We start from the raw sequence: 13,563 nt of genomic DNA, 5'->3' as shown, positions 1-13,563 counted from the left end.
TTGACAAGCTTTTTATCTCCTTTGGCTCTACCTTGACTGCCAGCGTCATACCCACCTACAGCAAACTCATCGACCTCAACATACCCCTTCAAAGGATGCTGTAAACTACTTTGCATAGCATATTGCACTTTACGTCTGAAATTTAAACAGCTTTGATAACTCAAGGACAGTTTCTCACTTAAAGTTAAAGTGGACATGCCTTTCTTATCACAACTAACTTTAAATATGAATTCAAAAGCAGTTAGAATTGAAAATTTCAGCTTATGAAATAGGGTATGAGCCGTAACAGACTCATCATATTTACACTTTTGACAACGTCTGGAATGTAACTTTTTACCTTTCATATATTTTGTATGTTCACATTTCCTACATTTGTAATGATCACTCCACTTTAGTGTCGATAAATATTCAAGACAATCTTCTTCTTTTTGAAATGTTGAATAAAATGTTCTATCGTCAAAACCTTCAAAATTGATCATAATACATCTGGTTGTTTGGTTACTTTTACACTAATGTAAATCAGTTAACCGTAACAGAAGTACGTTTTACTATTTAGGGCGATCTAAGTTTAGATACCTATTAAAATTTAACGTTAGATCTCGAGATAGGAGCTTTAGTTGTCTGTTTTACAATTCTAGGAGTAATTCACTGATTTTGCAAATTTTAAAGTTGAGGGAAATTTCTTTAAAAATGCTAAAAAATTGAATAATTCAAAGTAAATAAATTGCTGAAGTATTTTATCATGAAAACTTAAATCTCAACCGGTTTCAGTATATATGTAACGGATTTTAATATACAACAGAAACCTGTTGCGCAATCTGTTTCGAAAATACCTTAAATGTCAGTTTTACGCTTTAAAATTTGTACAATTCCTGTTTTATCAGAATTTTAAAAAAGATAAAAAAAGTCATATTTTTTTATTGATAAGCCTTATTTTCTTCCTTATAACTGTTCAAATTTCTAAAAATGTGTCTATCTTTGCCCCGTGCTTATCAAGAATGGCAGAGAGAACGGGCTCGTAGATGCCATGGCAACCGTTGTTCCCAGCGAAAGGTGCCAAGTCCCGCTTCGGAAGTGTCCGAGAAAGATGAGCTAAATGCATTCGTTCAAGAATGATTATCTCGAAAAATTATTAAGCACGTTTTTGTCCTCTTAAGTGGTAGGAGTCTTTATCTTATCTACTTAGTATAGGGGTATGTGAAACGTAACTTTCAGAATATACTTATGTCAAAAAAGCTCAAAGAGTTAGCGAAAGAGCGTGTCTTGATTTTGGATGGTGCAATGGGTACTATGATCCAAAGACACAAATTGGGAGAAGAAGATTACAGAGGAGAAAGATATAAAGATCACCCTTGTGATGTGAAAGGGAACAATGATATGCTGTCTATCACACAGCCGGATATCATTAGAGACATTCACAAACAGTATTTTAATGCAGGTGCTGATATCGTAGAAACAAACACTTTCAGTGGTACTACCATTGCCATGGCAGACTACGAAATGGAAAGTGATGTATATGAGTTGAACTATGCTTCAGCAAAACTAGCAAAAGAAGCAGCGGAAGAGTTTACTGCAAAGGAACCTAACAAACCTCGTTTTGTAGCAGGTGCCGTTGGTCCTACCAATAGAACAGCGTCTATCTCTCCAGATGTAAACGATCCAGGGTATAGAGCGGTAACTTTTGATGATCTTGTAGAAGCATATTACTTGCAAGTACAAGGATTGGCAGAAGGTGGTGCAGATACTATTTTGATTGAAACAGTATTTGATACCTTAAACTGTAAAGCGGCGCTTTTTGCAGCGGATAAGTATTTCACAGATGTAGAAGAAGGAAAAGTAGTCTCAGCGGCTCCGGCAGGCAGAGAAGACGAATTCCCTAACTTATATAAAGGAGAGCGTTTGCCATTGATGGTTTCAGGTACGATTACCGATGCCTCTGGTAGAACACTTTCAGGACAAGTAGTAGAAGCATTCTGGAACTCGATAAGACATGCCGACCTATTCAGTGTTGGTTTGAACTGTGCTTTGGGTGCCGATTTACTTCGTCCATATATCCAAGAATTATCTCGTGTAGCAGATATCAACGTTTCTGCTTATCCAAATGCAGGTCTTCCAAATGAATTTGGTGAGTATGATCAAACATCAGAAGAGATGGGTAAAATCCTTGAATCTTTTGATGGTTTAGTGAACATCATCGGCGGATGTTGTGGTACAACTCCTGACCATATTGGAGCAATTGCAGAGACTTTCAAACAAGCTAAAGTAAGAGAGATTCCTACGCAGGAAGCTTTCCAACGTTTGAGTGGTTTAGAACCTGTAACGATCAAGCCGGACAGTATTTTTGTGAACGTGGGTGAAAGAGCCAACGTAACAGGTTCTGCTAAATTCCGTCGTTTGATTGAGAACGGACAGTTTGAAGAAGCCATTGAAGTGGTAAGACACCAAGTAGAAGGTGGAGCTCAAGTGATTGACGTCAACATGGATGAAGGGATGTTGGATTCTAAGGAATGTATGACACGTTTCTTGAATTTGATCGCTTCTGAACCAGATATTGCGAAGCTTCCAATCATGGTCGATTCTTCAAAATGGGAAGTTATCGAAGCAGGTTTGAAGACCTTGCAAGGTAAAGGTATTGTGAACTCGATTTCATTAAAAGAAGGGGAGGAAGACTTTATCGCGAAAGCAACATTAATTAAAAAGTATGGTGCGGCAGCTGTAGTAATGGCATTTGATGAAGATGGACAAGCAGACAATTTCGAAAGAAGAAAAGAGATCTGTGGTCGTTCGTATGATATTCTTGTTAATAAAGTAGGTTTCCCTCCTCAAGATATCATTTTTGACCCGAACATCTTAGCGGTGGCTACTGGTATTGATGAGCATAATAATTATGCAGTTGATTTCTTTAAGGGTACAAAATGGATCAAAGAAAACTTACCACATGCATTAGTAAGTGGTGGTGTTTCTAATATCTCTTTCTCATTCAGAGGTAATAATGCTGTAAGAGAAGCGATGCACTCTGTATTTTTATACCACGCTGGTAAAGCAGGTATGGACATGGGTATTGTAAACCCAGGTATGCTTGAAGTTTATGAAGAGATTCCAAAAGATTTATTAGAGCACGTTGAAGATGTTCTTTTAAACAGAAGAGAGGATGCAACTGAACGTTTGGTTGATTTTGCTGAAACTGTAAAATCAAAAGGGAAGAAGAAGGAAGTAGATCTTTCTTGGAGAGAAAATCCTGTAGAGCAGAGATTATCTCATGCCTTAGTAAAAGGTTTAGTTGAATTTATAGATGAAGATGTAGAAGAAGCTCGCCAGAAATTTGACCGTCCAATTGAAGTGATAGAAGGTCCTTTGATGGATGGTATGAACGTGGTAGGTGATTTATTTGGTGAAGGTAAAATGTTCCTTCCTCAAGTAGTGAAATCTGCCCGTGTAATGAAAAAGGCGGTAGCGATTCTTATTCCATATATTGAAGAGGAAAAAGCAAACAACCCTGATTTGGAAGCTTCTTCTTCAGCCGGTAAAATCTTAATGGCCACTGTAAAAGGTGATGTGCATGATATCGGTAAAAACATTGTAAGTGTAGTTTTAGCTTGTAACAACTTTGAGATCATCGACCTTGGTGTGATGGTGCCATTAGACAAGATCATTAGAACTGCTGTTGAGGAAAAAGTAGATGTAATTGGTCTTTCAGGCTTGATTACGCCTTCATTAGATGAAATGGTTTATGTTGCTGATGAATTGGAACGTCAGGAATTAGACATTCCAGTGATGATTGGTGGAGCAACAACTTCAAGAATCCATACAGCAGTGAAAATTGACCCGAAATACTCAGGTTCAGTAGTTCACGTATTAGATGCTTCTAAGTCAGTGCCAATCGCTTCAGCATATACTTCTGAAAACAAAGAATACCGTCAAGAGGTGATTCAAGAGTTCAAAGATGAATATGCGGCATTAAGAGTATCACATGCAAAACGTCAAGGAGCGAAGAAGTTATTACCTATTGAAGAGGCACGTAAGAATAAGGTGCAGATTGATTGGGAAACAACACCAATCACAAAGCCTTCTTTCTTAGGTGTGAAAACATTTGAGGATTATAGCTTAGAAGAGATTTCTTATTATATTGACTGGACGCCATTCTTCCAAACTTGGGAGTTAGCAGGTAAATTCCCTGCGATCCTTAAGGATGAAGTGGTAGGAAAAGAAGCAACGGATCTTTACAATGATGCGAAAGCATTATTAAAAGAGATTGTAGATAATAAACTACTTCAAGCCAATGCAGTAGTCGGTTTCTTCCCAGCCAACAGTATCAACGATGACGATATTGCTTTATATGACTTCAAAGAAGAGGATGTAGAATTGCCAGATGCCGAGCATCATCATTCTACTTTCTACAGAGAAGACAGAGAGAAGCAAGTGGGCACACTTTGTCACTTGAGACAGCAAAACAAAAAAGCGGCAGGGAAACCAAACTTCTGTTTGAGTGATTTCGTTGCTCCTATAGAATCGGGTAGAAGAGACTATGTAGGTGGTTTTGCTGTAACTGCAGGTATTGGAATCGATGCTTTGGTAGAGAAATACGAAGCGGATCATGACGATTACAACAGCATTATGGTAAAAGCTTTAGCAGATCGTTTAGCTGAAGCATTTACTGAATTGATGCACGAAAAAGTAAGAAAGGAAATCTGGGGTTATGCGAAAGATGAAATCCATAACAACGAGGAATTAATTGATGAAAAATATCAAGGTATTCGTCCAGCACCAGGTTACCCTGCTTGTCCTGATCATACAGAAAAAGACAAGTTATTTGCAATGCTTGACGTAGAGAAAAACATTGGAGTTTCACTAACATCAAGCTATGCAATGACACCTGCAGCATCTGTAAGTGGTTGGTACTTTGGTAATGAGAATTCTCGTTACTTCGGTTTAGGAAAAATCAACAAAGACCAATTACAAGACTACGCCAAACGTGTGGAAAAAGAGGAGAGAGAAATGGAGCGTTGGTTAGGTAGTGTGTTGAGTTACTAGAATTTCAATTCATTGATATAAAGAGACAACTTGAGAGATAATTTCAGGTTGTCTTTTTTTGTGGCTCTATTTTTAAAACAACTATTGAGAATTAAAGAGGCTTCTCGGATATTTGTAATATATTAAACTTTAATAAACTTATGGGTATTTAGTAGATTGAATATAAGTTCTTTGATATGCTTTATACCCAAGTCGTAGTGTACATGATTATTATTTATGAGATTATCAATAAACATTAAACTAATATTGATCTTTGCATTACTCTCATGTGAAAAAGTTCAACAAATAGACTATGAATTATTAGCCAATAAGAATTGGTATTTTTGTAGGACAGATGAAGAATGTGAAGAGTTGAAGTATGATTACCTTGAGGGTGGGATATTAAAACTAACATATAATGAATACGATTCTACGAAATCGGTGAGTTTTATTAATGCCAATACAAGTATAGTCGTAGATTCAATCAGCGTATTACCCGAAGTTTATGGCCAAAATGAAATATCGGTCATATTACTTCATTAACTGAAGATACACTGATCGTTGCTATGAAAACACCACTAAACCTACAGCTCTATAATGGAAGTTACATACCTTTTAAAATTGATACATTAAGGTTTTCATCAAAATATCAGAATATAGATCCTTTTTCTTTGGAAGGTTATATCCCAAAATTTAAAGTGATGTCATTTTATTTTCTGTTGAATAAAATGAAGGTAGAGATAACTCCAAATGGCTATCTTTATCTTAACAAGAAAGGTGTTGATTATCGAGGAAAACTAAATGAAGATGAATTGTCGGTTTTAAAAAATAAATTACTGGTCGCATGTTATATTTCAAAAATAGATAGAGTGTTTTTCAAAACAAACCTCAGAATAGGTTTAGGTGATTATTGGCATTCAAATATTAAACTAAATATACAATTGGAAGAAAATCCTCAATCATTTGAGCAACATGACTTTTTATTAAAAAGGTTAAGATTAAGAAATAATGAATTATCTATTTATATCAATGAGGATTTTTCTTATGATTATAATCTGGCTGAATTGACAAATTACATCAAACATCTATCCGAAATAGTTCAAGTGCATAAAGACTTAGATCATCATGACTTTATCATTGATAAAAAAGAATTTGTATTTTAAAATCCAGTTAATTAAAAACAGAAATAATGAATGAAATAAGATTGGTCACAAAAGATGACCTTGCAGACTTAAAAAACGTATTAGATTCAATTGAATTGTTTCCTTCCGAAATGCTTGATGAATTGATTGCTGATTATCTTGCAAACCATATGACTGAAGAAATATGGTTTACTGCAACAGAAAAGGGCAAACCAATTTCAATAGGTTATTGTGCTCCAGAAAAATTGACAGAAGGAACTTATAATTTGTATGCTATTGGAGTTAGAAGTGATGTTCAGGCTAAAGGGATTGGTAGTAAGATGATGGCTTTCATTGAAAATCACTTGAGGGAAAAGGGACATAGACTTTTGATTGTGGATACATCTGGAACAGATGATTTCAAATTGACGAGAAGGTTTTATGAGAAATTGGAATACAATAAAGAAGCAGTAATCAGAGACTTTTGGAAAGAAGGAGATGACAAAGTGGTTTTCTGGAAAAAGCTGAATTGATATAAAAAACTGCTACAATAAATATTTTGTAATACTCCAATAGTACATCGTATAATACTTCATGAGATGTAAATGTTTTCGTCTTAAGAGTTATTTATCAATCAAAATACTAAACTTTCAGACCAGCCATACAGCACTGTGACTCAAGAATCATTATAAAAACTATTTAACAGATCATCATTTCTTACAAACCTTTCATTATTAGTCCTGATGCAATAAAATTCCAATGATTTGAAAGAATAGATAAATCTTTTTTTTATCGCATACCATAGTTTTGAGTTATCGAAATGAATGAAATGTATGTCTATTGTCAATTATTGAAATTAGATTTTTTTGAGATAAGTACTGGAAAATAGAATAGCTGAAAATATAGATATCACACCTGCTGTTTTACATCCATATAGGCATTCATTAGTGCTAACAAAACTTTAGAAAAATGAAATGTAAAACATATTTATTGTCTGGTTTTTACAATAGAAGTAAGCGATTAACGATCCATTTATTGGTTGCTCTTTTATTCTTCTCTTGTGGAACAGAGAATAGTTCAAATAAACCAGAGATACTTACGGCTGTATTTGGCAAACTACAACCTTTTATTCATACGGATACTTTATCCAATGTCTCTTATTTTAAGGTAAATCAAGGAAAAGGGGAATTGAAATTAAACGATGTAAAATGGCAATGTTCAGTTAATTTCAAAGAAGTTGAAGGGAATGAAAAAGCAATGGATGCTGAGATACGTATATTTCCAAACGAAAATATTAATTCAGAATTAGAAAAAGGGATTGAGCTGAGTTTTGATAAATGGAGTAAAGAAAACTATGTGTTTATTCCGGCCTCTGTGTACAATGGTAATAGGTTTAAAGTTGTGCAGATGAACTGGCCTACGGTAGTGGTGGATGAAGCCGACCGTTACCATGACATTTCACCGAGAATAGCTCATTATGTGCCTCATTTAAATATCGATGAAGGACCATCGAAGTTGACTCGTAAGCTTAATGACGCGAGTACACCTGCAATTGGGTTTTATAGTCCTGAACTTCAAAAAAGTTTCTTAATACTGATTAAACCCACTCGAAATTTTAATATCGAAATCAGAGAAAACAATGACCGTTCACGAGCTTCTATCATTCTATCCGCTAACGGGCAACCTGATGTTTTCAACAATAAGCAATCGGATGCGTTTTCAATCAACTTTCGCATGTTTGAATTTAACGCTAAAGCACCAATTGATTTACTGACAAGTTACTTTCAAGTAAGAAAGTCAATGCTTGACCCCAATGAGTTTGTTCCTGCTGTTCCATTTAGTAAAATGTTCGAAATACAGGAAGCACTTCATAATAGTGAGCGATGGAACGACAAGATGCAATGTTATATTCAGTCGGGTAATCATGAAACGGGCAAATGGTACAGTGGTGTTCAGCTGGGTTGGATAGGAGGTCTGATGGAACAACAGATTTTGCTTACAGCAGGAAACAAACTAAGTCAAGAGCGTTCTATTTTAACCATGGAAAACATCTTAAATAATATGCAAGGGGAATCGGGGCTTATGTATGGAATGTATAAAGATGGAAAATTGTATAGTGATGATTACCGTAATCCCTACAAAGAACCATTTATAGGATTGACTCGAAAAAATGGGGATGCACTTTACTTTTTGCTTCAGGAACTTATGCTCTTGAAAAAGAATGGAACTTATAAAAATAGCCTTACTGCATTTGAACCGAAAGCACAAAAACTGGCTGATGGACTTGTAAAACTCTGGGAGCAATACGGACAGTTTGGTCAGTATGTAGAGCCCGAAACAGGTACGTTGGTGGTTTACGGCTCAACCTCAGGAGCATCAAGTATTTCAGCACTTGCTTTGGCATCGGAGTATTTTAATCAAAATAAATACTTGAAAACTGCAGAAGCGGCGGCAGAATTCTATTACAATCGTGATCTGAAAAACGGTTATACTACTGGTGGACCTGGAGAGGCAATGCAATGTCCCGACTCAGAATCAGCTTTCGCTCTTTTAGAAGGATTTATGGCATTGTATGATTTAACAGGAAATAAAAAATATCTTATGATGGCCGAACATGCTGCTGCTTATTTTGCTACATATACCACCTCTTATGATTTTCCATTTCCTGAAAATAGTCCAATGGGAATAATTAATGCTAAAGCGACAGGGTCGGTATGGGCAAATGCACAAAACAAGCATGGTGCACCTGTAATATGCAATTACTCAGGCGATGCCTTGCTTAAACTATATAGGGCAACGAATAATCCACTGTATCTAGAATTATTAAAAGATATCACCTACAATTCCATGCAGTACGTTTCAACTGAAGAAAAGTTGTTGGCTCCACATTTTAAACCGGGTTATGTTTGCGAGCGTGTCAATATTAGTAATTGGGAAGGTGAAAACAATGTTGGAGGCAACCTTTACGATACATCGCCATGGGTTGAGGTGGCTTTAATGCAAATAACCGTTCAAGTTCCAAGTATTTATATTGATACAGAAGAACCATCCCTCACGGTGTTCGATAACTTAGAGGCAAATATTGAAAAGGTGGACAAAGAGGGTGTTAGTATTCGAGTTAAAAACCCAACTGAATATAATGCTATATGTACTGTTTTAATGGACTCTGATAAAAATAAAGCGATGGGGTGGAACAATTATGCTGATTTTGAAAAGGTAGAATTGGAAGCGAATGAAGAGAAAGTGGTGACATTTAAGATAAAAATATAATCACATCAGAAGGAGATAATAGTACACTATTTTTTATATATAACTGATAATTAAAAATACTGAACCCCAACTTACTAATATGTAAAGTTGGGGTTTAGTGCTTTGGTTTAATATTTTATATGGAGTGTGAGAACTAAAAGTTTATCGACCTTGGTGGATTTTATACTTCGAACTACATTTTTTAATTTAGAAGAAAGGTTGAGGGTGAAAATACTTTCAACGTTACCAAAAATTATAGAAGCCCAATGCAACACTATTTAAAAATTGTATTACTATTCATGATAGCTATGACATCTTGTGCTGAGAAGAAAAATAAATTGGAGAAGCAAAAAGAAAGATTCACTTCGGAACTTTTAGAGTTAAAAGAATATTTTAATATCCCAGGTCTCGCTGTATCTATTGAAAAAGATGGAGATAATGTTTACCAGAAATTTTTTGGTGTATCTGAATTAGAGACGAACACGAGCGTAGATTCAACGACTTTATTCCCAATTGCATCCATAACCAAAGTTTTCTCAGCAGTTTTAGTCATGAAACTTGTTGAACAAGGAAAACTCTCACTCAAGGCACCCGTCAATACATTCTTACCAAAACCTATACTTGGTGATTCAATTTTAGTGAAGCATGTCTTATCACATACTTCACAAGGGAACGTAGGGGAGCATTTTTATTATAGTTCAAGGTTTGGGCTACTAACATACGTCATTGAAAAAGCATCCGGAAAGTCCTTTGCTGAAAATATGGAACAGGAAATACTAAATCCTTTGAAATTAGAAAACACGTTCTTACTTCAAGATTCTACTCAAATTACTAGAATAGCAAAACCATATATTTTGGATGATGGAATTAAAAAAGGTTTTATTGATTACGGTTATTCAGCATCGGCTGGAATTGTTTCAAATTTAGAAGACTTGGCCATTTTTAATAAAGCATTAGATGATAATTTGATAATAAATAATGAATCTAAAGCCTTAATGTTTACATCTTTTAAAAAAGATTTGCCATATGGATATGGAGTTTTTAATCAGCAATTTGAAAACCTAAATATAGTTTGGGCATACGGACAATATGATTGTTATTCTAGTCTGTTGCTGAAAATTCCCTCTGAAAATATCACTTTGACAATGCTAGCGAATAATAACTTATTAAGCGATCCTGCTCGGCTTATTTATGGAGATGTTACTTCATCTTTATTTGCCCTCAGTTTTCTCAAAAATTACGTATTACAGCTAGATGAAATGACTTTGTTTCAAAATCCAGATTCTATTTCTAAACCATCCTTAAATACAAAACTTCATAGAAAAATAGTATTAGCTCAAGCTCTTGCAACATCGTTTATGGCAAGGTTTCACCCTGAAAAATTAAAAACTAGTGCAAAGTTATTGGATCACATCTTTTCAGAATACCCTAACTACTTAGAATATGCAGATTTAAATTTATTGCATACTCTATCATTTTTAAAAGATGTAGCTTTTTATAGGGAACTTGGTGAGTTCAATGATTTTGATTTACAATTAGAAAAGATCGGGAAAATGATTTCAAGTAAAGATCCTAATAACCCTTACGCCAACATATATTTAGGAACTTTCTACGACAGAAAGGGGAATAAAGAAAAAGCTAAATACTATTTTGAGAGAATTGTTCAAGCTCCTAATTTTTCTCGTTTTTGGTATACAAATGAAGCTCAACAATGGTTGGACGATCATCAATAAATGTTTGTAGTAATAAGGGTATATTTTACTCTGAAATTGACTAAATTTATAGTTATTACTTTGAGTGGACTATTAGAAACTAATTTTTTAACCTTTTGAAATGAATTTATATACTTACGATAGACAGCAAAAAAGTTTAAAATCAAAGAAAAATAAATTGTATTTAGCAATTCTTTTCCTTTCTATGGTAAATATCATGTTTGTTGGTTTTATTGTAAGAAACAGTTACATTGGTGTAGATGATATAGTGTATTCTAGTGGAATAGTACTAGAGGTTGTTGAGAAACGAGCACATGGAAAATATAGTAAATTTGTTGATTTGATATTTAAAACGACGATCGATGGAGAAGGTATTGATTCCGACAAAATCAAACAGTTAAGGATTTCTCCTAGTCTATTGACATACCTTTCTATTAAACCTAGTGAACTTAAAAACAAAGAATTTGAAATTGGATACACCTTAACAAAGGGAATTGATGAAAAAATTCGGATTGTAGAATCAATTAGGTTTAATAATGACTATCTTCTTTCCGTTGAGGATTCAAAAAAGGTATTAAAACAAGATAGTTTACTTTTCTTGATTTTGATTACACTGGTATCAAGCGTTATTCTCTATTTTATTTTCCAATTGCGTAAGTTAAAATAGGTAAAGCAAGCATCAACGAAACGTTAGCGTTAATCAAATTATGAGAAAATTTTTAATCCTATTACTATTTTTTACTTGTAGCATTTCACTATTTGCTTGTAACCCCTTTTGGGTCAAGGCTGATAAAAAACTAATTAAAGGCATTGTCGCTCTTGATAAAAACAACCCCGCTGAAATTGCTCATTTTTTTATAAGTCAGACAATCCATAAAAGTAATACTACAAAGAAGAATTTAGGGTTTGGCTGGGAAATTTGGAGATCTGGAATTGGTAGTGGATATATAGGTATTTCAGCAACATTTATTTACCATAATGACAGTGTTGTCAGTTATTCTATCAACCCTAAAATGCCTAAAGAAAAAGCTCTTATCAAGAGATATAAAAAATGGTATTTAGAAGAATTTGAGTTTGAATCATCTCAAATTCAACCTATCGTTTATCATAAATATTTTGTAGAAAAACCATTGAAATATTATGACGGTAAACTAACAGAGAGAAGTACTCCACAACAGATAGCTCATTATATGTCCCCTTTTTCAGGAACAACGTATGGGGATAAAATATTAGGGCTCGTTGATAGTTACCTAACAAATCGAAAAGCTTTTCTTTCCATTAAAGATAACCTTACAACTGAGCAAGTTATTTTAATGATGTACTCCATCAATCCTGCAAGTAGATTTACAGCTATTGAATATTATATGAAAAATAAAGCAGATTTTAATAACACTGAAAAGATTGAAGAATGGATCGAAATAAATTACAAAGAAATTCCAAATATTAATATATCAGGTGGATGTTCTCGAGTATTGAGTGTGGAGACTAGGACATTGGTAGAAATGATTTCAAAGATGGATACTGAATAATTGAAGACTAACTTTTGGTAAATTAATATGCTTATCCAAGTAGAGTGAATTATATAATGATTAGAGAGTTCATAATCTACAAATTTAGATTAAAGTAAAAACTATTTATGAAATTGAATCCAATAATTTTATACGTCCTTTTGCTATTCTCATGTAATAATAAAGCTCAGATTGAGTTCGGAAAAAGATATACAGAAAAATTACTTCAAGTTAACATTGATACATTGGGCAATTATCAAAATTGGCACAACACAGTAGATAGTATGCTATGCAATAATGATTACAGTCAAATTCAATTACTTATCTGTGATCAAGAGGTGAACTATAAAATTAATCTAAACAATCATTGTTCTGATGATGTAGTATGTTTCACATCTAGAAATTTTCTAACAATTCAAAATGATTCTATTTATAAGTATAACATTGGGGCCTATAGCTTCGATAGTTTATGTGATTTGATTTTGCGTGATTATCCTAATAACGGGTTGAATCCAAGGTTAAGTGAAGCTCCGCATAAATTTGTGCTTTCATTTATCCAACCTAATTTACTTGATCATAAGACTGTAAAAGAAAGATTAGTAAGAGTTCTTGAAGCTTTTAAAAGGACTGAATTAGGGAATGAAAATTTGAAGTTATCACTTGGGTTAGATTTAAATGAAAACTTTGACTTTGATAAAATTCAATATGAAGACTCAATATATAGAGAAATGGAAATGTTATTAGAAGAACAGGATTTCACCTTGTAATACAAGATTACTTGCCCTTTGAAAATAGACATTATCACGACTTTCTACCACATCATTAGCCCACGACTTCTCTTATGGTTAATCCAAATAAAATCCTTATTATTTAGTACAATTTTATAAAAATCCCTTCAATAAGTTTTTCCAAGCAAAACTAAACCTGAATTTCATCGGTAAAGGGTATATAAACTCCTTCATT

General features: G+C 34.0%; 10 protein-coding genes and 1 riboswitch. Of the genes, 9 read left to right on the top strand and 1 reads right to left on the bottom strand.

Going from position 1 to position 13,563, the window contains the following annotated elements:
* Positions 1–479 (bottom strand): transposase (locus HHU12_RS31030; protein WP_169656597.1); only part of this gene is annotated, 479 nt, incomplete at its 3' end.
* Positions 480–986: 507 nt separating this feature from the next.
* Positions 987–1,094: riboswitch (SAM riboswitch) on the top strand.
* Between the two features lie 130 nt (positions 1,095–1,224).
* Here HHU12_RS31030 and metH point away from each other — a divergent pair.
* From metH to HHU12_RS30985, 9 genes are all read left to right on the top strand, one after another.
* Complete coding sequence (metH, locus tag HHU12_RS31025; protein ID WP_169660627.1) at positions 1,225–5,031, top strand: methionine synthase; 3,807 nt, start codon at positions 1,225–1,227, stop codon at positions 5,029–5,031.
* Positions 5,032–5,247: 216 nt separating this feature from the next.
* On the top strand, positions 5,248–5,553 hold the full coding sequence (locus HHU12_RS31020) for a hypothetical protein (RefSeq protein WP_169660626.1): 306 nt from the start codon (positions 5,248–5,250) through the stop codon (positions 5,551–5,553).
* Positions 5,554–5,576: 23 nt separating this feature from the next.
* Positions 5,577–6,173: a hypothetical protein gene (locus HHU12_RS31015; protein ID WP_169660625.1), complete on the top strand. Its 597-nt coding sequence runs from the start codon at positions 5,577–5,579 to the stop codon at positions 6,171–6,173.
* Between the two features lie 26 nt (positions 6,174–6,199).
* Positions 6,200–6,664 (top strand): GNAT family N-acetyltransferase, encoded by a 465-nt coding sequence (locus HHU12_RS31010; protein ID WP_169660624.1) that lies wholly within the window; start codon positions 6,200–6,202, stop codon positions 6,662–6,664.
* A gap of 436 nt (positions 6,665–7,100) precedes the next feature.
* Complete coding sequence (locus HHU12_RS31005; RefSeq protein ID WP_169660623.1) at positions 7,101–9,401, top strand: glycoside hydrolase family protein; 2,301 nt, start codon at positions 7,101–7,103, stop codon at positions 9,399–9,401.
* 245 nt (positions 9,402–9,646) lie between these two features.
* Entirely contained in the window at positions 9,647–11,113 is a 1,467-nt protein-coding gene (locus HHU12_RS31000) for a serine hydrolase domain-containing protein (protein WP_169660622.1), read from the top strand.
* A 100-nt stretch (positions 11,114–11,213) separates the two neighbouring features.
* A complete protein-coding gene (locus HHU12_RS30995; RefSeq protein WP_169660621.1) occupies positions 11,214–11,759 on the top strand; it encodes a hypothetical protein in 546 nt (181 codons plus the stop codon).
* 40 nt (positions 11,760–11,799) lie between these two features.
* Positions 11,800–12,621 carry a hypothetical protein gene (locus HHU12_RS30990; RefSeq protein ID WP_169660620.1) on the top strand — a complete coding sequence of 274 codons (822 nt, stop codon included), beginning with the start codon at positions 11,800–11,802 and terminating at the stop codon, positions 12,619–12,621.
* Between the two features lie 107 nt (positions 12,622–12,728).
* Positions 12,729–13,367, top strand: coding sequence for a hypothetical protein (locus tag HHU12_RS30985; protein ID WP_169660619.1), 639 nt, complete (start codon positions 12,729–12,731; stop codon positions 13,365–13,367).
* Positions 13,368–13,563: the final 196 nt, after the last annotated feature.

The sequence above is a fragment of the Flammeovirga aprica JL-4 genome (genome assembly GCF_012844305.1).
GTDB classification, from domain to species: Bacteria; Bacteroidota; Bacteroidia; order Cytophagales; family Flammeovirgaceae; genus Flammeovirga; species Flammeovirga aprica.
The sequence above is the reverse complement of the archived record's forward strand: the minus strand, read 5'-3'. Positions and strand labels throughout refer to the sequence as shown.

Excerpts from the sequence above, each read along its gene's own strand:
- metH (WP_169660627.1), top strand. The coding sequence starts at position 1,225 with ATGTCAAAAAAGCTCAAAGAGTTAGCGAAAGAGCGTGTCTTGATTTTG.
- HHU12_RS30985 (WP_169660619.1), top strand. The coding sequence starts at position 12,729 with ATGAAATTGAATCCAATAATTTTATACGTCCTTTTGCTATTCTCATGT.
- HHU12_RS31020 (WP_169660626.1), top strand. The coding sequence starts at position 5,248 with ATGAGATTATCAATAAACATTAAACTAATATTGATCTTTGCATTACTC.
- HHU12_RS30995 (WP_169660621.1), top strand. The coding sequence starts at position 11,214 with ATGAATTTATATACTTACGATAGACAGCAAAAAAGTTTAAAATCAAAG.
- HHU12_RS31015 (WP_169660625.1), top strand. The coding sequence starts at position 5,577 with ATGAAAACACCACTAAACCTACAGCTCTATAATGGAAGTTACATACCT.
- HHU12_RS30990 (WP_169660620.1), top strand. The coding sequence starts at position 11,800 with ATGAGAAAATTTTTAATCCTATTACTATTTTTTACTTGTAGCATTTCA.
- HHU12_RS31000 (WP_169660622.1), top strand. The coding sequence starts at position 9,647 with ATGCAACACTATTTAAAAATTGTATTACTATTCATGATAGCTATGACA.
- HHU12_RS31010 (WP_169660624.1), top strand. The coding sequence starts at position 6,200 with ATGAATGAAATAAGATTGGTCACAAAAGATGACCTTGCAGACTTAAAA.
- HHU12_RS31005 (WP_169660623.1), top strand. The coding sequence starts at position 7,101 with ATGAAATGTAAAACATATTTATTGTCTGGTTTTTACAATAGAAGTAAG.